We start from the raw sequence: 18,800 nt of genomic DNA, 5'->3' as shown, positions 1-18,800 counted from the left end.
TACAGGGTGTGCGGAGAATTCCTTTCTTGTATGATGGGCTAAATCACAGGATTATGGCGAACCTTTTCTAACGGAGCCCGCATATGGACCGCCTCGACCGGAAAATCCTTCGCCTCCTCCAGGAGGACGCGACCTTGGCCGTGGCCGACGTTGCCAAGAAAGTCGGCCTGTCCACCACCCCGTGCTGGCGCCGCATCCAGAAGCTCGAGGAAGAGGGCGTCATCAAGCGCCGCGTGGCGCTGCTTGACCCGGAGAAGATCAATGCGCGCGTCACGGTGTTCGTCGCGATCCGCACCAATTCGCACAGCCATGAATGGCTGCGTCGTTTCTCAGAGGTGATCCAGGAGTTCCAGGAGGTCATCGAGTTCTACCGCATGAGCGGCGACGTCGATTACCTCCTGCGCGTCGTCGTGCCCGACATCGCGGCCTATGACGCCTTCTACAAGCGCCTCATCGCCAAGATCGAGATCCGCGACGTGTCGTCGTCCTTCGCCATGGAGCAGATCAAGTACACGACCGAAATGCCGCTCGACTACATGAGCCTCGACAAGGAAAGCGGCGCGTCGGCGGCCTGATCAGCGCTTCGCGTTCAATCGTTCGACTATCTTGGGATCGGTGAGTTCGCGTACGGCGTCCTTGCCGATCCATCTAGCAGTCTTGTCCGATGACGCCGCCAGTTTTTCTGCGAGCTCCAAGGCGGGTAGGTGGAGGGCAGGCGAGCGCTTGCCGACCTGCCTGAGTGCCCAGTTGACCGCTTTCCTGACGAAGTTCCTGTCGTCTGAGGCGTGCGTATCGACAAGCCTGAGCCAGGCGATGAAGGTTTCGTCCGGCTCCTTCTTCAGATGCACCGCGGCCGTGGCGATCGTCGAAAAGGCGGTGCGGCGGACGAATTCGCGCTCATCGGCGGCATAGGCCGGAATGGTCTCCTGGGCGAGCTTCGCAGCGCAGATGAGATGGGCCGCGTGATCGACGATCTCCCAGCTATCGAACTCGGCGGCCATGGCGTCGATCTGCGAGCGCGTCACTTTTGCCGGCTCGTCAGTCGCGGTTGCCAGGATGCGGGCTTCACGAATGCCTGTGGCCCATAGGGCCAGAGCGCGGTCGTGGTCGCGCTTGATCAGCCGCGCGATGGGATTGATCACGGCATTCGGGATACCGAGGGCGCGGTCAGTGGCGATGCCGAAGCGGGCCATGCCGGCCCGGTTCTCGTCCGAGGCCAGCGTGCGCAGATGCGCGATGATCTCATCGACCGTGGATGCCGACGACAGCGCCATGTTGCCGCTCTATTTCTCGAGGCGGGCGAGCAGGGACGAAGTGTCCCAGCGCTTGCCGCCCATGCCCTGCACATCCTTGTAGAACTGGTCGACAAGGGCGGTCACCGGCAGCTTGGCGCCGTTGCGGTCGGCTTCTTCCAGGCAGATGCCGAGATCCTTGCGCATCCAGTCGACGGCAAAGCCGAAATCATACTTGCCGGCATTCATTGTCTTGTGGCGGTTTTCCATCTGCCAGGAGCCGGCGGCACCTTTGGAAATGACATCGACGACCTTTTCGATGTCGAGGCCTGCCTGCTTGCCGAAGTGGATGCCTTCGGCGAGCCCCTGAACGAGGCCGGCTATGCAGATCTGGTTGATCATCTTGGTCAGCTGGCCAGCACCTGCCGGACCCATCAGGCCGACCATGCGGGCAAAGGAATCAATCACCGGCCGGGCGCGCTCGAAGGCATCTTGTTCACCGCCGACCATGACAGTGAGGATGCCGTTTTCGGCGCCTGCCTGGCCGCCCGAGACCGGGGCGTCGAGGAAATGGAAACCGCCTGCCTTTGCGGCGGCATCGAGCTCGCGCGCCACTTCGGCCGAGGCAGTGGTGTTGTCGATGAAGATGGCGCCCTTCTTCATCGAGCTGAATGCGCCCTTGGCGCCTGTCGTGACTTCACGCAGGTCGTCGTCATTGCCGACGCATGCGAATACGAAATCCTTGCCCTCGGCGGCCTCAGCCGGCGTCGGAGCGAAAGCGCCACCATGCTGGGCCGCCCACTTTTGGGCTTTCTCGGTGGTGCGGTTGTAGACGGTGACGTCGTGCCCGCCCTTGTTCTTGAGATGCCCGGCCATGGGATAGCCCATGACGCCAAGACCAAGGAACGCGACCGATGCCATGGCTCACCCTTTCGAAGTGCAAAATGCTCTGGTGTCCGTGGTCTATGCGATCGGACGAATTCGTCAAGACGATGATGGTTGGACCAGCGCCGAGGGCAGCGCTCAGCGATGCAAATGGCGGGTGATGCGCCTTTCGATCCAGTCCACCAGATGGCGCAAGGTTTCGACCAGTGACAGATAGAGCAGGGCAGCCCAAAGGTAGGTCTGGAAGTCGAAGGTGCGCGAGAAGGCGCGACGCGTCTCGCCCATCAGGTCGTAGACGGTGATGATGGCGACGATGGCCGAGCCCTTGATCATCAGGATGATTTCGTTGCCGTAAGGCCTGAGCGCTACGATCAATGCCTGCGGCAGGATGACCTTGTAGAGCGTCTGCAGTTTCGACAGGCCAAGCGCGGACGCAGCTTCCCACTGGCCCTTGCCGACGCTCTCGATCGCCCCGCGCAGGATTTCGGCCTGATAGGCGGCTGTATTGAGGGCGAAGGCAAAGACGGCACAATACCAGGCCTCGCGGAAGAAGCCCCATAGGCCGACGGCCTCGAGTTGGGGCCGGAACGAGCCAAAGCCGTAGTAGATCAGGAAGGTCTGGGCGAGCAGCGGCGTGCCGCGGAAGAAATAGACATAGCCGTAGGAAATCGCGTTCAGCACGCGGTTCTTCGACATGCGTGCGTAGCAGATAGGAACCGACAGGATTGCGCCGAGCACGATGGAAATCGCTACCAGGACAAGCGTCACACGCAGGCCCGAGAGATAGGACGGCGCATATTTGGCGAAAAGTTCGGGATTCCATACGCTGAACAGATAGGTGACCAGGCCGGCGCCGAGCGCTATCCAGCCGATGACAAAGACCCAGCCCAAGACGCGTTCGCGCGACCATCCGCGTGGCGGTGCTGCCGGTCGCAGTACCTTTGCCGTTGGCTCACTGGTAGCACTCATCGCTGTGCCTCCCGCTTGCCGACCCAGCGCTCGATGGCGTGGATGCCGAAGGACGAGATGATGGCGAGCGCGAGATAGATCAGGCAGGCGACGCCGAAGAACAGGAATGCGTGCTTGGTAACGCGCGCGGCGATGCTGCTCTGGCGGACGATGTCGGTCAGCCCGACGGCCGAGACCAGGGCAGTGTCCTTGAGCAGAATGAGCCAGAGGTTGGACAGGCCGGGCAGGGCGATGCGCACAAGCTGCGGCAGGATCACCAGCCGCATCGTCTGGCGCGGCGACAGGCCGATCGAAAAGCCGCCCTCATACTGGCCGCGCGGGATGGCGCGGAAGGCCGAGAGGAAAACCTCGCTGGCGTAGGACGAAAAGACGACGCCAAGAGCAACCATGCCGGCGACGAAGCTGTTGATCTCGACAACGGCCTCCGGGCGCACCAGCCGCACCGCCTGCTGGATGCCGATCTGTGCGCCGTAGAACACCAGGAACAGCGTCAGCAGTTCCGGCAGGCCGCGGAAAATGGTGGTGTAGATGTTGCCGGCCAGCCGCATGGCCGGTTCGCTCGACTGCTTGGCGAGCGCGACCAGAAAGCCGATCAGCAGGCCGAGCGGCAATGTCACCAGGGCAAGCGAAACTGTGACGAGCACGCCATAGGCGATATCGTCACCCCATCCGTCAGGCCCGAAACTCAGAAGCGCCCACACGCTTTGCATCGGTATGCTGTCCCCGTTGGCCTCCCCTTGCAGGAGTGCCGCCGCCTTTGATGACGGCTTGTCGTTGTGCTTATGATAGCCAAACGGCGGGAACTTGTCCCGCCGCTTGTTCAGTTTTCACAGCATTGACGTCTTAGCTGCCGTATGCGTCGAACTTGAAGTACTTGTCGTTGATTTCCTTGTACTTTCCGTTGGCGCGGATGGCCTCGATGGCTGCGGAGAACTGATCCGCGAGCGCATCTCCCTTGCGCACGCCGACACCGGCGCCGTCGCCGTGGATCTCAGGCATGTTCGGGATCGTGCCGACGATCTTGCAGCATGCGCCGTCCGGCGTCTCCAGCCAGGCACCCATGGTCACGGCGTCGTCGCCGACCGCATCGAGACGGCCGTTCGCCATATCGAGCTTGTACTCCTCAGCGGTCGGGTACGACTTGATCTCGCTGTCGGTGAAGACCTTCTCGGCATAGTTGTAATGAATGGTCGAGCCTTGGACGCCGATCTTCTTGCCGGCGAGGTCTTCCTTGGTTACGCCCTTGATGTCGCTGTCCTTGGCGACGGCGATGACGGCTGGGGTGTTGATGTACTTCTTGGAGAAGTCGATCTTCTCCTTGCGCTCGGGCGTGATCGACATCTGGGCGATGATGGCGTCGAACTTGCCGGCCTGGAGCGCGGGGATCATGCCGTCCCATTCCTGGGCGACGATTTCGCACTTGGCCTTCATCTCTTCGCAAAGCGCGTTGGCGATGTCGACGTCGAAGCCGACGAGCTTACCGTCGGAGGTCAAGCTGTTGTAGGGAGGGTATGCGCCTTCTGTGGCGATCTTGATTGTCTTTTCCTGCGCCTGCGCCATACCGATGGTGAGCGCCAGGGCCGCAGTCGCAGCCAGGGCAATACGCTTGGAAATACCCATGATGTTCCTCTCTCTTCGCTTCGGCCGGTTCCCGTCCATGGCGGCCGTTGAGCGGATGAACTCCGCCGCTGGCGGCGATACTCCCACTGTTTTCAGTTAAAAATCAATCATGAAAAGGGGTTTTGCGCCGCCGGCATCGGGCAAGCGTGGTGACGTTGCGTCAGTGCGCGGCAAGTCCGGTCCGCGCTTCGACAAAGTCGGCGATCGCCTTGATGTCGTCGATGCCGAACACCGGAACCTGCTCGCCCTCGACCGCATGGTCGGAGGCAATGGCGACGATCGAGGGGTCGTTCGATGTCAGCGGCGAGCGGTCCTTGGCCTCGAGCCGGCGTGCCTCGATCTTGAGATGGTGCTCGCGCTTGTAGCCTTCGACAAGAACGAGATCGCAAGGCGCGATCCTTGCCAGGACCTCGTCGAGTGTGGGCTCGTTTTCGTTTCGCAGCTCATGCATCAACGCCCAGCGGCGCCCCGACACGATGGCAACTTCGGTGGCACCGGCCTGGCGATGGCGAAAGCTGTCGGCACCCGGCTTGTCGATGTCGAAGTCGTGGTGGGCATGCTTGATGGTCGACACCCTCCAGCCGCGTCCGACCAGTTCCGTCACCAGGCGTTCGGTCAATGTCGTCTTGCCGGAGTTCTTCCAGCCGGTGATGCCGAAAACCCGATGCGCCATCAATACGCTCCACCGAAAAGGCGCTTGGCGTCGGCGAGGTCTTCGGGCGTATTGATGTTGAAGAATGGGTCGACTGTCGTTGCGCCACGCTGTTCGACCGGGAAATCCACCACGTTTAAGCCTGCCTGCTCGATGAACGTCATTACCCTTCGGGTATCGCCGCTTTCCAGAAAGGTCGCAAGCGCGTCGCGAAGCGAAACCGGCCATAGCGCGAAAGTGGGATGCACGCGTCCGCGCGAGGTGGCTACGGCGCCACGACTAGCGCCAGAATGCGCGGCCAGTCGCCGGGCAAGATCGTCCGGGAAGAAAGGCGTGTCGCCGGCAACACTAAGGAGATGGGTGACGTCAGGCTTGTCGGCTGCCCACTCCAGCCCAGCCAGGATTCCGGCCAGCGGTCCCTGATAACCCGATATCGTGTCGCTGATGACGTCGACGCCGAAGTCGGCGAAAAGCGCGTGGTCGGCATTGGTGTTAATGACGATCTGACCGACCTGCGGCTGAAGGCGATCCAGCACCAGACCAGTCAGGGGACGACCGCCAAGTTCCAGAAGCGTCTTGTCGGTGCCGCCCATCCGGCTCGATCGGCCGCCGGCGAGGATGAGCCCTGCGATGTGCCCTGCCATGCCTAGATCCCGTCGGGCGCCATAGAGGCGCTGGTGCTTTCGGCTGCCGGCCGGCCTTTGCCGACGACGCGTTCGCGATAGAGCGAATAGAGGCCGGAGGCAACGATCACGGCAGCACCGGATATCATCGCGAAGTCGGGGATGTCGCCGAACACGAAGACGCTGAGCGAGAGCGCCCAGATCAGGGCGGTGTAGCGGAACGGCGCGATGAAGGAGATTTCGCCTTCACGCATTGCCATGATGACGAACTGGTAGCCGAACAGCACCAGCACCGCTGCACCCGCCAGAAACCCGACGAGGTTGAGCGTCATCGGAACCCAGCCGCCGAAAGGCACGATCGTCAGGGCCCCGGTGATGGTGATGATGATGGTGGTGGTGGTCGAGACGAACAAGGAGGGGATGTGCCCGGGGATCTTTCGTGTTGCCAGGTCCCGCACGGCGCAGAAGGCGACCGAAAGCAGGGCCAGCAACGAAAACGCGTTGAAGCCTTCGAAGCCTGGCCGGACGATGATCAGCACGCCGCCAAAGCCGGCGGCGATGGCCAGCCAGCGGCGCCAGCCGACGCTCTCGCCCAGAAACAGTGCCGCGCCCATCGTCACGGCCAATGGCAGCGCCTGGAGCACTGCGGAAATGTTGGCGAGCGGCAGATGGGGCAGGGCGGCGAGAAAACACACGGTGCCGCCAACCTCGCTGACAAGGCGCAGGAATACCATCGGATGCCAGTAGTCGCGGTAGCCCTTCAAGGCTCCCTGCTGCCAGGCGAGAAGGCTGATCAGCGTTGTGGCGAACAGCCCACGCACCAGCATCAGCTGGCCCGGATTGATCGTCTGGGCGGCGAGCTTGCTCAGCGTGTCGTTGAAGGTGAAGGCTGCCATCGCGACAACCATGAACGTGGCGCCGCGAACATTAGAGGAAAGTGGCACTTCGGCTTTCCGGTTGCTGCTGTTGCCTACGGCTTTAGCACCGGTGCGCGAAACAGCAATGCCAATCAGATGGACCAGGGTTCATTCGGCCTCACGGGCCGTTGAGGCTTTCGGCGATGGCGCTGACCAGCGGGTCGTATCTGGCCTTGGCCGACGCGGGGTATTTGAGCAGGAAGGCATGGATGACGCCGGCGCGGCCGAATTCGAGGCGGTGGTAGAAAATGTCGGTGCCGTCATTGCCCGAAAGCACCACCCAATCCTTGCCCAGCTTTCGGTAAGTGACCTCGAGACCCTCGGAGCTCATGTCGGCGAGCTGCTTTGGTGTCTGCTCGAGCGCATTGTTGGAGCCGTAGATGGCGAGGCTCGCCCCATCCGCCGCCAGGAAAGTTATGCCGTCGCCGTTCTCCGGCGGCTCGGCCCGCTCGGGGAAGACTTCGAGCGGAAACGTCACCGAGGTTCCGAAGCGCGCATTGGTGTAGATGAACGGCTTGGCCAGAGCAGGTAGTGCGATCACCATCGCCAGCGTCATTGCGGACAGCGTCTTTGCGAGCCGGTAAGCCATGCCACCAGTACCCCTTCGACAAAAGCAGTCACGCGTGGCGAGTGGATGCCGCGCCGCTCAGCCGCCGGTCACGCTCATGTGGCGCGAGACGGATGGGCGATTGGTGCGGCGGTCGATGACGAAATCGTGGCCCTTCGGCTTGCGTCCGATCGCCTCGTCGATGGCGTTCGCCAAGAGTTCGTTGCCTTCGGACGCGCGCAGTGGCGCCCTGAGGTCGGCTGCGTCCTCCTGGCCGAGGCACATGTAGAGCGTGCCGGTGCAGGTCAGGCGTACGCGATTGCAGCTCTCGCAGAAATTATGCGTCATCGGCGTGATGAAGCCGAGCTTGCCGCCGGTTTCGGCGACATTGACGTAACGTGCCGGCCCGCCTGTCTTGAACGGGATGTCGGTCAGCGTGAACTGGCGCTCGAGATTGGCCCTCAGTAGCGACAGTGGCAGGTACTGGTCGGTGCGGTCGGCATCGATCTCGCCCATCGGCATCGTCTCGATGACCGTCAGGTCCATGCCGCGGCCATTGGCCCAGCGCAGAATCTCGGGGATCTCGGCATCGTTGAAGCCCTTGAGCGCAACCGCATTGATCTTGATGTGCAGGCCGGCCGCCTGGGCGGCGTCGATGCCTTCCATCACCTTGGCGAGATGGCCCCAGCGGGTGATGGCGTGGAACTTGTCGGGGTCGAGCGTGTCGAGCGAAACATTGATGCGCTTGACGCCACAATCGGCCAGTTCAGCTGCGAAGCGCGACAGCTGCGAGCCGTTGGTCGTAAGCGTCAGTTCTTCCAGCGCGCCGCTGTCGAGATGGCGCGACAGCTGGCGGATGAGATGCATGACATTCTTGCGCACCAGCGGTTCGCCGCCGGTCAGACGCAGCTTCTTGACACCCTTCTCGATGAAAACCGTGCAAAGCCTGTCGAGCTCCTCGAGCGACAGCAGGTCCTTCTTGGGCAGGAAGGCCATGTCTTCGGCCATGCAATAGGTGCAACGGAAGTCGCAGCGGTCGGTAACCGACACGCGCAGATAACTGATCGAGCGACCGAAAGGATCGATCATATCCATGGTCTGCGCTTCCGTTTCCCGTTGCGTGGCGCCTTGGCCAGCGCCTGTCATATTATGGCTATGTTGTACGCTTGTGCATGTCAATCAAGATGAAAGTTTGTTGCCTTGGAGTGACTCTGCCAGCTTTGCCGTCTTGGCGCTGTCTTAGCACTTTCCGCAACGTTCGAAGCGCAGTAGTGAAAGGCGGTTCACAACTGCAGGACGGATCATGACGGCACCGAAGGAATTGAGGGTCTCCAAGGACCGCAAGCTGTTGACGGTGACGTTTCCGGACCACCGCCCGTTCGAGCTTTCGGCGGAACTGCTGCGTGTGCTTTCTCCATCTGCCGAAGTGCAGGGCCATTCGCCGGAGCAGCGCGTGACCGTGCCGGGAAAGAAGGAAGTTGCCATCCTCAAGATCGAGCCGGTCGGCAATTATGCCGTGCGCATCACCTTCGACGATTTCCACGACACCGGCATCTTCACCTGGAACTACCTGCACACGCTTGGCCACGACAAGGACAAGCGCTGGCAGGAATATATTGACGAGCTGGCGCAAAAGGGGATGAGCCGCGAACGCTGATTGTCGTTGGCCGTTCACATTGGCCGGCTAAGCGCATCGCATCGAAGCACGAAGAGGGGACGGACATGTCGGTCATTTCCACGGTGGAACAGCTTGAGGCGCTCTATGGCGTTGCCGGCGAAACCTCGCTGGTGAAGGAGCTCGATCACGTCATTCCCGAATATGCCGCCTTTATCGAAGCTTCGCCCTTCGTCTCGCTGGCGACCTGCGGTCCCGAGGGGCTCGATTGCTCGCCGCGCGGCGACCTTGCGGGCTTCGTCCGCATCCACGATCCGCGCACGCTGATGATGCCGGACCGCCGCGGCAACAACCGTGCGGATTCGCTGAGGAACATCATCCGCGATCCGCGCGTCGCGCTGCTGTTCCTGGTGCCGGGCTCGGGGACGACACTACGCGTCAATGGCCGTGCCCATATCAGCGTCGATGCCGAACTGTGTGCTTCCTTCACCGTCGAAGGCAAGCCAGCGCGTTCGGTGACCGTCATCGATGTCGATGCCGTCTACTTCCAGTGCGCGCGAGCGATCGTCCGCTCGGAACTGTGGAATCCCGAGCGCCATGTCGATCCCAAGTCGCTGCCGACGCCGGGACAGATCCTTGCCGTCACCAGCCGCGCCAGCATCGACGGCGAAACCTATGACCGCGAATGGCCGGAGCGCGCCAGGAAGTCGATGTGGTAGGCGACCTGCGGTAGGAAAATCCTGCGAAGTCAGGAAGAATGAGGAAAAGCAGGCTTCCAGGCCTCAAAACAAAGTGATCGCAGTCAGCGTAACTCCGACGGCTTTCGCGACGTATACCGGCAAAATTGCTGGAGTTATCCTGAATGACGCCTTGGACAGACCGCGCCGGAAATCTATCGCCGCTGAAGGCTGTGGCATTTGCCGGAACGCTGGTGCCGGCACTGCTGCTTGGCTACTACGCGATGAAGGGCTTTCCGCAAGGCGCCGGCGCCAGCATGCTGCTCGGTCCGCGGCCATTCACCGCCGCCATCCATGAAACCGGCGATTGGGCGATCCGCTTTCTGCTGATGTCATTGGCCGTGACTCCGCTGCGCCGCATCGGGCAGTGGCCGAAGCTGATTCTCATCCGGCGCATGCTCGGCATCGCCGCGCTCGCCTACGCGCTCGGCCATCTCGTGCTCTACTTCTTCGACCAGAACTGGGATGTGGTCCGCGTCGTCAGCGAGATCGCGCTGCGCATCTATCTGACCATCGGCTTCGTCGCGCTGCTCGGGCTTGTCGCCCTTGGCGCGACGTCGACCGACGCGGCGATCAAGAAGTTGGGTCGCAACTGGAACCGGCTTCACAAGATCGTCTATGGCATCGCCATCCTGGCTGCGCTGCACTTCTTCATACAGTCCAAGGCCGATGTCTATGAGCCGACGCTGATGGCGGGCTTCTTCATGCTCCTGATGTTTTACCGGGTGGCACACTGGCGTGGCTTCGGCCTGACATCGCCGCTGGTGCTCATCGCGATCGCAGTTTTGGCGGCGCTGTCGACGGTGATTGTCGAGGCGGCCTGGTACGGTCTGGCGACCGGCGTGCCGCCGAGCCGCGTGCTGTGGGCCAATTTGCAGTTTTCCTACACGATCCGGCCGGGCTGGTGGATACTGGCGACAGGCCTTGCGGTCGCGGCAGTCGGCTTCGTCAGGTCGATGGGAAAGGTGGAAGCGCCGCGGGGCAGGCGGGCCGCCAGGGCAGCCGCCTGAGCGACTATTCCTTCAAGGCGTCGGCGACGCGCAGCATGTGCGCGCCGATGAGGTCGCATTGTTCGGGCGTTGACGAGCTCATCGCCTTTTCGATCAACGCGCCATAGGTCTTCAGCGCCCGCATCAGCAGCATCCCGCCCTCTTCCGTCAGCGTCAGCCGCATGACCCGGCGGTCCTTGGCGTCGGCTTCCCGCCGCACCAGCGCGCGCTTTTCCAGCTGCGGCAGCAGCATGGTGATGTTCGAGCGCCCGACCAGCAGCTTGCGTGCCAGGTCGTGCTGCGAAATGCCGGGGTGGCGATAGAGATTCATCAGGACATCGAGCTGCGCCGGCTTGAGGTCGTGCGGCTGCAACGCGCTCGCCAGGGCACGCTCCATGGAGTGGCACGCCTTGGCCACGGCAACCCAGTTTCTGAACCGCGGGTTATCCCACGGCAAATCTTGTTTATTGTTCATTGTTGAACTATTATTGTTCATGATTGAACTTATGGATGGACGACCACTATGGCATCAATCGGACTGAAGGTCATCCGGCGGCTGTTCGGTGCGGCCGAACTGGTTTCGCCACGTCTCGCCGGCCGCGCGGCATTCGAGCTATTCCGCCGAACGCCAAGCCAGCGCTCCCTGAGTGCAGGTGAAAGGCGTGCCATCGGCAACGCGTCTGGCTTCATGGCCGAGGCTCGCCACCACCGAATCAAGACGCAACGCGGCTGCGTGGCAATGCATGAGTTTCGCCCCGAAGGGCCAGGCAATGGCACCGTGCTTGTCATCCATGGCTGGCGTTCGCGGACCGAGTACATGCAAGCGCTGATCGAAGGCTACAGGGATGCCGGCCTGAGGGTGATCTCGCTCGACCTGCCGGGCCATGGTGGCTCGCTCGGCCGCGCGCTCGACATGGCCAAGGCCGTCGAGGCGGCCACGCTTGCCGGTCAGTGGTTCGGACCGTTCGAGGCGATCGTCGGCCATTCCTTTGGCGGTGCGGTTGCCGTCAACGCTGCCGCCGGAACGGTCAAGGGGTTTGAACCGCTTCCAGCCAAGCGGCTGGTGCTGGTGGCCGCGCCTGATTCGATGCCCAAGCTGTTCGACGATTTCGGCCGTTATCTGAACCTTGGCCCCAAGACGCAGCGCGCGATCTCGGGGCAGGTGCAGCGCGTGACCGGCACCCCGATCGGCCAGTTCGTCGGTTCCAGGCTGCTGATGCGCCTGGCTACCCCGACGCTTGTGATCCACGCCCCCGACGACAGGGAAGTGTCGGCCAACGAAGCGCGCGCCATGGCCGGAGCCGGTGGTCATGTCAGGCTGTTCTGGGCCGACGGCCTCGGCCATCGGCGCATCCTTTCGAGCGCCAAGGTGGTGGCTGAGGCAGTCGGATTTCTCACGACTGCGCGGGAACTCGACACGGTTCACTAGCCGGCCCTTGGCTCCGCGGGCACCGTGCAAGGCTCAGCCTCGGCTCTCCAGCGCCGCCCTCAGCATGTCGTAGGTCGGCGCCAGTTCGCGAAGCGATGCCGCCGCCTCGACGTCTTTTCCGACGATGAGCGGGTATTGCAGCGAGCCTATGAGCCGGGCCTGCTTGCCAGCAATCCTCGCCGCTTCGGTGTATCCGGCACGTTCCAGGCAGGTTGCGGCGTCCGCCGCGCGGCGGGCTCCTGTGCGGACGGCGAAGTGGATCATGTGGCCACGCAGGTCGTCCTCGCAGCCGCGCTCGATCAGGCGCGCCAGCGCTTCGGCGGCCGCGGCGTTGCCCGAGCTTCCCGCCGGCATGTCGTGCTCACCCGTCATCGCCAGCCAGCGGATCGCGCTGGGGATCGACGCCTTGATCATGTCCACATCGGCAATGTCAGCGATCCGCCTGAAGGCGGTGCGCATCGTGTAGGGCGTGCCATAGATCAGCGTCCTGGCGCTCCATGCGGCCATGAAGTCGGCGAGCGGCAGGCGGGCGTAGGGATAGCCCTGCGGATCGTGCATCAAGATGCTCTCGTCGTCGACTTCGAGCGCCACGACATAATGATCGGCCTTTATCGGGCCGCGCATGCGGGGCTGGTGCCGGAGATGCCCCATTTCGACCGGACCGATCCAGACCGGGCCAGCGGCCAATGCCTCCTTGAGGCGCGCCAGGGCCTCTTCGGCTTCGCCCCCTTGCGTGACATCAGATGTCCAGCCAAGCGCTGCAAGCGCGTCTTCAAACCCTTTTTCCGGGTCCCAGCCATAGGGGTCGAAGAAGGGCAGGGAGCCGCCGATCAGCTGCATGCCGAACGGGCCGCCAATGGCCACCTCGATGACGGCGGTCGACGGCGCATCGGCTCCGAACATCATGGCGAAGGAATTAGCATAGCAATACGGGCCCGAGCCCGTGTAGGCAAAGTGCGTCATGTCTTAACCTCTTGTCAGGTGATCGGGTAGGCGACGTCGAAACGTGCGCCTTGGGTTCCGGGATAAGTTTCGCAGGGGCTGCCGGTGCAGCTCAGGTCGCGCCGCGCGTCGAGCCACGCTTCAAGGGCGTCGTAGACGTGCATGACGCGGGGAAAATCCTCATCGGTCCTGGGCACCGGCAGATAGACCTCGCGCCGCGCCGGCTGGAGCCTGATGAGCAGGTCACCTGCAGGCTCGAGGCTTCCCTCACAGGCGACGGCGATCTCGATGAGGCCTTCGCTGTCGCGGCTGATGAAGTCGTGAAAATGCACGCTCATCAAGCCGCCGTCAGGCAATCCCGAGGCGCGCAGGTGCGTACGGATGTCGGTTTCGGCTTCGGTGATGAAATCGTCCAGCCCTTCGACGCCGATCTGGCGCTGTCGTGAGACGACTTTTGTGGCCGATACCTCGCGCAGGCCGATCGTCGCCGTCAATGCCGGTTCGCCGCCTTCGGCTTGCCGGGAGAGGGCGCGCACGAGTTCGGCCTGATCGGCAAGCCTGTCGTTCTGCGCGCTCAGCCAGCTTTGCAGTTCGACGACGCGTGCTTCCGGCGTGAGTTCCAGCAACTGCGTGACACGGGCGATCGGCAGCCCCAGCCGGCGCAGCCGCGAGATCAGACGCGCCCGTGGTGCCTGCGAGGAGGCATAGTAGCGATAACCGGTCTGCGGATCGATGTGGACCGGCACAAGCAGGCCTTGCTCGGCATAGAGCCGCAGTGCCTTTGGCGACAGTCGCGTGGCGGCCCCGAAACGGCCGGCGAGGAGATAGGAATCGGTCATGACGTCGTGTCTAGGGCTGGCCCCAGGGGCGAGGTCAAGCGCGCGATTTGCTGTCGTCGCTGCCCCGCCGATCAGCCTTTCTTGTTGCCTGGCTCTACAGGCAGGCCCGCCGCGCGCCACGCAGTGAACCCACCAAGAATGTGCCGGACCGGCTCCAGCCCCATCTCCTGCGCCGTCTTGGCGGCGAGCGCCGAGCGCCACCCGCCGGCGCAAAAGAAGACGAAGTTCTTGCCGCTGGCAAAGAACGGCTTGTGATAGGGGCTGTCCGGGTCGATCCAGAATTCGAGCATGCCACGCGGGCAATGCTGGGCACCTGAAATCCTGCCTTCGCGCTCGACCTCGCGCGGATCACGCAGGTCGACGAAGATGGTTTCGGTGTCGTCGAGCAGGGTTGCCGCTTCCTCGGGCGACACCACCTCGACCACCGCATTGGCCTCGTCGAGCAGTTCCCTGTGGCCCTTCTTCACCTTGCCCTCGCGTCAATTCGGCCCAAGTTCAGCTTGCAAGGCCAAGTGATCGCATGAAGCGGCGAGGCTGTCATCGCCGATGAATTGTGCCACCTGCCGGCTTGTCTCACGATGATGTGAAACTGTTCGGCAACAGCTGTCGGGAAATTTATGAAAGCTTAACGTTATCGGTATGAATCGAGAGAGCAGCGCCTTACATCAGCCATTTGTGGACAGGAATTCTTCCACCGGCGCATGGCGATTCCAGAGCAGTTTCCGGGCAGGGATGGTGTCTTTATGAAATTTTCTCTCCTGAGCAGGCCGATCTCGCTTCCGCTGGCTGCACTTGCTGCGACAGTGGCGCTTGGCGCGCCGCAGGCCGGTGCGCAGAACTTCTTCGATATCCTCTTCGGTGGCGGCAACCGCGCCCCGCGCCAGCAGCAGGGCGAGTTTCCGCCTGCGCCGGTCCAGAAGAAGCGGGCGCCGGTGGCAGCGGCCAAGATCAGCGCGCCGTCCTATTACACCTACAAGACCGACGCGATGGTGACGGTCGACTTCGCCAAGCTGATCGCCGGCACGCAGTCGGTGTCGCTGGAGCCGTCGCTCGCCGGTACGGCGTTCCGTGAAGCGCTGGCCGGGCTCGATGCGTTCGACCTCGTTGCCGAAAAGGACATCGCCAAGGGGCTGCTCGACTACTATACGGCCAATCCCGATTTCATCTGGGTCACCGGCCAGACTGCCAACAGCCGTGCCGAAGATGCGATCAGGACGTTGAGCGACGCCGCCAGCCACGGGCTGATGCCGGCCGACTATGCGGTCTCCGTGCCGCCGGCAGCCTATGCGCTTGACGACACCGTCGGCCGGATGAAGACGCTCATCCGTTTCGAGATGGCAATGTCGGCGCGCGTGTTGCGCTACGTGCATGATGCGCAAGGCGGCCGGATCGATCCGAACCGCATCTCCGGCTATTACGATTTCGCGGCCAAGCCGCTCGACATGGCTGGCGTGCTGAAGAGCCTCAGCCAGTCGAATGACGCGCGGTCCTTGCTTGAGGCATTCCATCCGCAGAACCCTGAGTACAAGGCGCTGCGCGTCGAACTCGAGGCGCTCAAGGCGAGCGAGGAAAACGACATCGTCGTTGACGCCAAGCTTTTGCTGAAGCCCGGCGAGACCAGCCCGGAGCTGCCCAAGCTTTTGCATCTCATCGCCCGCGACCTCGACGACGAGATGGGCGGCGAATTCGGCGAAACGCTGGCCAGGCTCGGCAATAGCGAAACCTACTCGCCCGAACTGGTGCCGGTCATCCAGGCGGTGCAGAAGCGTGCCGGGCTCAAGGCTGACGGCGTCGTCGGCCCGCGCACGGTGGCAACGCTTGCCGGTACGTCGAAGGCCGACCGCCTGGACAAGGTCGTTGTCGCGCTCGAACAGCTGCGCTGGCTGCCATCCGACCTCGGCAGTCCGCGCGTCTTCATCAACCAGCCGGCTTACACCGCGAGCTACATCGACGGCGGCACAGAGAAGCTCAAGATGCGCACGGTGATCGGCAAGACCACCAACCAGACCAGCTTCTTCCAAGACGAGATCGAGCAGGTCGACTACAATCCCTACTGGGGCGTGCCGCAGTCGATCATCGTCAACGAGATGCTGCCGCGCCTGCGCAACGACCCCAGCTATCTCGACCGCGCCGGCTACGAAGTCACCGATTCGCGCGGCCAGCGCATTCCGTCGTCGGCGATCAATTGGGGCCAGTATGGCTCGAAGGTGCCCTACAGCGTGCGCCAGGCGCCGAGCGAGGCCAATGCGCTGGGCGAACTCAAGATTCTGTTCCCCAACAAGCACGCCATCTACATGCACGACACGCCGCAAAAGGCGCTGTTCGACCGTGACAGCCGCGCCTTCAGCCACGGCTGCATCCGCCTGGCCGATCCGCGCGGCATGGCGGCCGCGGTGCTTGGCACCGACGTCGATCACATCGCAGCCAAGCTGAAGCAGGGCCATTCCTTCGAGAAGGTAACGCGCAAGATCCCTGTCTACGTCGCCTATTTCACCGCCTGGCCCGACCTTGATGGCAAGGTCGAGTATTTCGGCGATGTTTATGATCGCGATGCGAAAATGAAGGACGCGATGATCCGCACCGACGCTGCGAGGGCACCCAGCATCTGATAGGCAGGCGCTGTTTCGACGATAAGACGGCCATAGTAAACTGCGCTCCGGTCAATTCGATATGGTTTCCCTGGCCGGAAACACCCGGTTCTGGCTTTCGAGCCAGTAGTACATCCTTACGTAGTTTTGATAGGCCACGTGCTTCGCATCCTCGTCCCTCGCCCCTGCCGCCTTCGAAATCCCATGCGGGCCGATGTAGTAAAACTCCTCTCCCATCGCGGCCAACGGCACATGGTGCGCGGGTGCCTGCTCAAAAATCGAAAATCCCATGAAGGCGTTTTTGACTTTCTGAAATGACAGCAGATGCAGCAGCGTCGGGGCGAAATCGACTGATGTGCGATAGTTGGCGTCGAAGGCCGCCGGTAGCGCCAATCCCTGATGATGAACGATCAAAGGGATACGGTCGACGAAGTAGGCTTTGTAGTCCTCACCCCGCAAGGCCTTGACCACGGCGGGCTCAGGATAGGTCGCATGGTCGGCCGTGATGATCAGGATCGTGTTGTCGGAAAAACTCGAGTTCTGAAAGTAGTCCAGGAATTTTCCGAGCTGCGCATCGAAATTGTGCATCCGGTTCAGAGCAGGGTTATCCCCCGTGCCATAGGTTATGCCGGCGCTGTCGGAATCCAGGAAGGCATGGGTGCCGACATTGTAGGTTGCGACGAAGAACGGCCGCTTGTCGCCGCTTGAGGTTTGTTTCTCGAGGAAACCCTTCAGGCCGGAAAATATCTCCGCGTCGGCTGCGTCAAACGTGCCGGAACTGAGCGCTGCGGGTCTGCCACCCAACAGTTCAGGGAGCGTCTCCACGGCGTAGACGGTGTCAAAGCCGAGCGATCGCAGCATGGCGTTGAAACTGGCGCCCTGAGAACTGGAGGACAGAAATGCTGTCTTGTAGCCCCGATCGAGCAGGATATCTGGTATCGTCCGGTAGTTGATGCTGGTGAGCAGCGCGGTGTTGTTTTCACCTTCGGCTTCCCAGCCGCCGCTTTCGGCGCCGCCGTTCCTCGGATATCCGGAGACCAACTGTCCTTGGATTCCTCGATAGGTTGCGGCGGTGTGGCTGAAGTAGTTGTAGACAGTCATTGAACGCGCGGCAAAGCGGTCGATGTTGGGCATCAATCCCTGATGCTTGCCGCCATAGGTCTCCAGGAAGCGAGCAGACAACCCTTCGGCGAAGATCACGATGACATTTGGTTTGTCTGAGGCGGATTGTATCAGGCCAAATGGCGGCGGGCTGGAATAGGCCTGGTCCCGCAACAAAGGGTAGCGCTCATTGATCGGCAGGCTAATGCCTTGCCGATCCAGTGTTTCGGCCATGTCGACGGTGCTGTTTCGGGCCTTGCGCAGGTCGCGAAACGCGCGGGCGAGCGATGTGATCGGAGCCATATCTGGACGAAGCTGCAGGGTTCTTTCCGTCAGGGAAGAACTGCCGATCATGCCGACGAAAAGCAGACAGACAATTGTGGCGGCGAAAACGGAGCTCTTCCCGGGCCAGCGGAATGCCGCCTGCTCGCGTGCCTGGAGCGTGGCCAGAGCAAGGCCGATCCAGCTTCCGAAGCCAAGGGCTGCGATGACGAAGAACAGCGGCTTTGCCGCATACTGGCTGCCGTCAGTGTAGTTCTCCAATGCGAGAACGGAGATGTAATGCCCTGACAGATAAGCCGAGAAACCCTGCACCATGTAGACCAGCATCACCAGCAGGGGCAGGGCGAGAAATGCGAGCAATGACGGGAAGGCCAGCCAACTGCTGCGCTGGATATGCCAGGCAATAAGCCCGAGCACGCAAAAGAACGCGATCTCGATCGCCGGCAGCACGATTGTGGTGATGTCGAGCGTAAACGCCGGATTCCGCTCGCGCAGGGCAAGCAGCAGGAGGGCGAGATAGAAGGCATAAATGGCCACGAAATACAGCGCGTAGCTTCGCTTCAAAAGGCTCTCTGTCAGTTTCATACTTCTAAGCAAAATCACATCAAACAAAGGAGGCGCGTTAAGGTAATCGAATCGCGACCTGGCAACGTATTGGCGGTTGGCGATATTTAGTCCACACATTCCTGCATTTGTTGTCGTCACGTGAGAGTACAGCGAACTTCGATGCAGTCTTTCAGGCCGTTTCACGGGCGGGGCGGTGGTGAAGGCAATCTGGCGGCGTAGCCAGTCATGATGGCTGCGACGGCGACGTGATGGCGTCGATCGACCTC

General features: G+C 62.1%; 21 protein-coding genes. 6 read left to right on the top strand and 15 right to left on the bottom strand.

Annotated elements, in window-relative coordinates; genetic code table 11:
• The first annotated feature begins 83 nt into the window (after positions 1-83).
• Positions 84-575 (top strand): Lrp/AsnC family transcriptional regulator, encoded by a 492-nt coding sequence (locus J1C56_RS05060; protein ID WP_214386541.1) that lies wholly within the window; start codon positions 84-86, stop codon positions 573-575.
• Here J1C56_RS05060 and J1C56_RS05055 read toward each other — a convergent pair whose 3' ends face one another.
• The 10 genes from J1C56_RS05055 to moaA form a co-directional block, all read right to left on the bottom strand.
• Positions 576-1,274 (bottom strand): DNA alkylation repair protein, encoded by a 699-nt coding sequence (locus tag J1C56_RS05055; protein WP_214386539.1) that lies wholly within the window; start codon positions 1,272-1,274, stop codon positions 576-578.
• A 9-nt stretch (positions 1,275-1,283) separates the two neighbouring features.
• A complete protein-coding gene (locus tag J1C56_RS05050) occupies positions 1,284-2,153 on the bottom strand; it encodes an NAD(P)-dependent oxidoreductase (RefSeq protein ID WP_214386537.1) in 870 nt (289 codons plus the stop codon).
• A gap of 102 nt (positions 2,154-2,255) precedes the next feature.
• Entirely contained in the window at positions 2,256-3,086 is an 831-nt protein-coding gene (locus J1C56_RS05045) for an ABC transporter permease (RefSeq protein ID WP_214386535.1), read from the bottom strand.
• Positions 3,083-3,796 carry an ABC transporter permease gene (locus J1C56_RS05040; protein ID WP_214386533.1) on the bottom strand — a complete coding sequence of 238 codons (714 nt, stop codon included), beginning with the start codon at positions 3,794-3,796 and terminating at the stop codon, positions 3,083-3,085. Before J1C56_RS05040 ends, J1C56_RS05045 begins: the two co-directional genes overlap by 4 nt.
• A 133-nt stretch (positions 3,797-3,929) precedes the next feature.
• On the bottom strand, positions 3,930-4,706 hold the full coding sequence (locus J1C56_RS05035; RefSeq protein WP_214386531.1) for a transporter substrate-binding domain-containing protein: 777 nt from the start codon (positions 4,704-4,706) through the stop codon (positions 3,930-3,932).
• 160 nt (positions 4,707-4,866) lie between these two features.
• Positions 4,867-5,379, bottom strand: a complete 513-nt coding sequence (mobB, locus tag J1C56_RS05030) for a molybdopterin-guanine dinucleotide biosynthesis protein B (protein WP_214386529.1) — start codon at positions 5,377-5,379, stop codon at positions 4,867-4,869.
• Complete coding sequence (gene mobA / locus J1C56_RS05025; RefSeq protein WP_214386527.1) at positions 5,379-6,002, bottom strand: molybdenum cofactor guanylyltransferase MobA; 624 nt, start codon at positions 6,000-6,002, stop codon at positions 5,379-5,381. Before mobA ends, mobB begins: the two co-directional genes overlap by 1 nt.
• Before the next feature lie 2 nt (positions 6,003-6,004).
• Positions 6,005-6,925, bottom strand: a complete 921-nt coding sequence (locus J1C56_RS05020) for a DMT family transporter (RefSeq protein ID WP_214386525.1) — start codon at positions 6,923-6,925, stop codon at positions 6,005-6,007.
• 91 nt (positions 6,926-7,016) lie between these two features.
• Complete coding sequence (locus J1C56_RS05015) at positions 7,017-7,487, bottom strand: hypothetical protein (RefSeq protein WP_246591123.1); 471 nt, start codon at positions 7,485-7,487, stop codon at positions 7,017-7,019.
• A 57-nt stretch (positions 7,488-7,544) separates the two neighbouring features.
• Entirely contained in the window at positions 7,545-8,540 is a 996-nt protein-coding gene (gene moaA / locus J1C56_RS05010) for a GTP 3',8-cyclase MoaA (RefSeq protein ID WP_214386523.1), read from the bottom strand.
• A 208-nt stretch (positions 8,541-8,748) separates the two neighbouring features.
• On the opposite strand from moaA, the gene J1C56_RS05005 reads away from it, so the two are divergent.
• The 3 genes from J1C56_RS05005 (at position 8,749) to J1C56_RS04995 (ending at position 10,807) form a co-directional block, all read left to right on the top strand.
• Positions 8,749-9,102, top strand: coding sequence for a gamma-butyrobetaine hydroxylase family protein (locus tag J1C56_RS05005; RefSeq protein ID WP_214386521.1), 354 nt, complete (start codon positions 8,749-8,751; stop codon positions 9,100-9,102).
• 65 nt (positions 9,103-9,167) lie between these two features.
• Positions 9,168-9,779 carry a pyridoxamine 5'-phosphate oxidase family protein gene (locus J1C56_RS05000; protein ID WP_214386519.1) on the top strand — a complete coding sequence of 204 codons (612 nt, stop codon included), beginning with the start codon at positions 9,168-9,170 and terminating at the stop codon, positions 9,777-9,779.
• A 143-nt stretch (positions 9,780-9,922) separates the two neighbouring features.
• Positions 9,923-10,807: a protein-methionine-sulfoxide reductase heme-binding subunit MsrQ gene (locus J1C56_RS04995; protein ID WP_214386517.1), complete on the top strand. Its 885-nt coding sequence runs from the start codon at positions 9,923-9,925 to the stop codon at positions 10,805-10,807.
• A gap of 4 nt (positions 10,808-10,811) precedes the next feature.
• On the opposite strand, the gene J1C56_RS04990 is transcribed toward J1C56_RS04995, so the two are convergent.
• A complete protein-coding gene (locus tag J1C56_RS04990) occupies positions 10,812-11,261 on the bottom strand; it encodes a MarR family winged helix-turn-helix transcriptional regulator (RefSeq protein WP_214386515.1) in 450 nt (149 codons plus the stop codon).
• Between the two features lie 48 nt (positions 11,262-11,309).
• Here J1C56_RS04990 and J1C56_RS04985 point away from each other — a divergent pair, with 48 nt between their 5' ends.
• On the top strand, positions 11,310-12,215 hold the full coding sequence (locus tag J1C56_RS04985) for an alpha/beta hydrolase (protein ID WP_214386513.1): 906 nt from the start codon (positions 11,310-11,312) through the stop codon (positions 12,213-12,215).
• Positions 12,216-12,248: 33 nt separating this feature from the next.
• On the opposite strand, the gene J1C56_RS04980 is transcribed toward J1C56_RS04985, so the two are convergent.
• From J1C56_RS04980 to J1C56_RS04970, 3 genes are all read right to left on the bottom strand, one after another.
• On the bottom strand, positions 12,249-13,178 hold the full coding sequence (locus J1C56_RS04980) for a hypothetical protein (RefSeq protein ID WP_214386511.1): 930 nt from the start codon (positions 13,176-13,178) through the stop codon (positions 12,249-12,251).
• Positions 13,179-13,192: 14 nt separating this feature from the next.
• Positions 13,193-13,996 carry a MerR family transcriptional regulator gene (locus J1C56_RS04975; RefSeq protein ID WP_214386509.1) on the bottom strand — a complete coding sequence of 268 codons (804 nt, stop codon included), beginning with the start codon at positions 13,994-13,996 and terminating at the stop codon, positions 13,193-13,195.
• A gap of 71 nt (positions 13,997-14,067) precedes the next feature.
• Positions 14,068-14,463, bottom strand: a complete 396-nt coding sequence (locus tag J1C56_RS04970; RefSeq protein WP_214386507.1) for a rhodanese-like domain-containing protein — start codon at positions 14,461-14,463, stop codon at positions 14,068-14,070.
• A 276-nt stretch (positions 14,464-14,739) separates the two neighbouring features.
• Between J1C56_RS04970 and J1C56_RS04965 the strand changes: the two genes are divergently transcribed.
• Positions 14,740-16,605 carry a L,D-transpeptidase family protein gene (locus J1C56_RS04965; protein WP_214386505.1) on the top strand — a complete coding sequence of 622 codons (1,866 nt, stop codon included), beginning with the start codon at positions 14,740-14,742 and terminating at the stop codon, positions 16,603-16,605.
• A 51-nt stretch (positions 16,606-16,656) separates the two neighbouring features.
• On the opposite strand, the gene J1C56_RS04960 is transcribed toward J1C56_RS04965, so the two are convergent.
• Entirely contained in the window at positions 16,657-18,552 is a 1,896-nt protein-coding gene (locus tag J1C56_RS04960; RefSeq protein ID WP_214386503.1) for an LTA synthase family protein, read from the bottom strand.
• Positions 18,553-18,800 lie beyond the last annotated feature (248 nt).

Source organism: Aminobacter anthyllidis, from assembly GCF_018555685.1.
Taxonomy (GTDB): Bacteria; Pseudomonadota; Alphaproteobacteria; order Rhizobiales; family Rhizobiaceae; genus Aminobacter; species Aminobacter anthyllidis.
The sequence above is the reverse complement of the archived record's forward strand: the minus strand, read 5'-3'. Positions and strand labels throughout refer to the sequence as shown.

Bases quoted from the DNA above. Each gene is read 5' to 3' on its own strand.
- J1C56_RS05060 (WP_214386541.1), top strand. From the start codon at position 84: ATGGACCGCCTCGACCGGAAAATCCTTCGCCTCCTCCAGGAGGACGCG.
- J1C56_RS05055 (WP_214386539.1), bottom strand. From the start codon at position 1,274: ATGGCGCTGTCGTCGGCATCCACGGTCGATGAGATCATCGCGCATCTG.
- J1C56_RS05050 (WP_214386537.1), bottom strand. From the start codon at position 2,153: ATGGCATCGGTCGCGTTCCTTGGTCTTGGCGTCATGGGCTATCCCATG.
- J1C56_RS05045 (WP_214386535.1), bottom strand. From the start codon at position 3,086: ATGAGTGCTACCAGTGAGCCAACGGCAAAGGTACTGCGACCGGCAGCA.
- J1C56_RS05040 (WP_214386533.1), bottom strand. From the start codon at position 3,796: ATGCAAAGCGTGTGGGCGCTTCTGAGTTTCGGGCCTGACGGATGGGGT.
- J1C56_RS05035 (WP_214386531.1), bottom strand. From the start codon at position 4,706: ATGGGTATTTCCAAGCGTATTGCCCTGGCTGCGACTGCGGCCCTGGCG.
- mobB (WP_214386529.1), bottom strand. From the start codon at position 5,379: ATGGCGCATCGGGTTTTCGGCATCACCGGCTGGAAGAACTCCGGCAAG.
- mobA (WP_214386527.1), bottom strand. From the start codon at position 6,002: ATGGCAGGGCACATCGCAGGGCTCATCCTCGCCGGCGGCCGATCGAGC.
- J1C56_RS05015 (WP_246591123.1), bottom strand. From the start codon at position 7,487: ATGGCTTACCGGCTCGCAAAGACGCTGTCCGCAATGACGCTGGCGATG.
- moaA (WP_214386523.1), bottom strand. From the start codon at position 8,540: ATGGATATGATCGATCCTTTCGGTCGCTCGATCAGTTATCTGCGCGTG.
- J1C56_RS05005 (WP_214386521.1), top strand. From the start codon at position 8,749: ATGACGGCACCGAAGGAATTGAGGGTCTCCAAGGACCGCAAGCTGTTG.
- J1C56_RS05000 (WP_214386519.1), top strand. From the start codon at position 9,168: ATGTCGGTCATTTCCACGGTGGAACAGCTTGAGGCGCTCTATGGCGTT.
- J1C56_RS04995 (WP_214386517.1), top strand. From the start codon at position 9,923: ATGACGCCTTGGACAGACCGCGCCGGAAATCTATCGCCGCTGAAGGCT.
- J1C56_RS04990 (WP_214386515.1), bottom strand. From the start codon at position 11,261: ATGAACAATAAACAAGATTTGCCGTGGGATAACCCGCGGTTCAGAAAC.
- J1C56_RS04985 (WP_214386513.1), top strand. From the start codon at position 11,310: ATGGCATCAATCGGACTGAAGGTCATCCGGCGGCTGTTCGGTGCGGCC.
- J1C56_RS04980 (WP_214386511.1), bottom strand. From the start codon at position 13,178: ATGACGCACTTTGCCTACACGGGCTCGGGCCCGTATTGCTATGCTAAT.
- J1C56_RS04975 (WP_214386509.1), bottom strand. From the start codon at position 13,996: ATGACCGATTCCTATCTCCTCGCCGGCCGTTTCGGGGCCGCCACGCGA.
- J1C56_RS04965 (WP_214386505.1), top strand. From the start codon at position 14,740: ATGAAATTTTCTCTCCTGAGCAGGCCGATCTCGCTTCCGCTGGCTGCA.
- J1C56_RS04960 (WP_214386503.1), bottom strand. From the start codon at position 18,552: ATGAAACTGACAGAGAGCCTTTTGAAGCGAAGCTACGCGCTGTATTTC.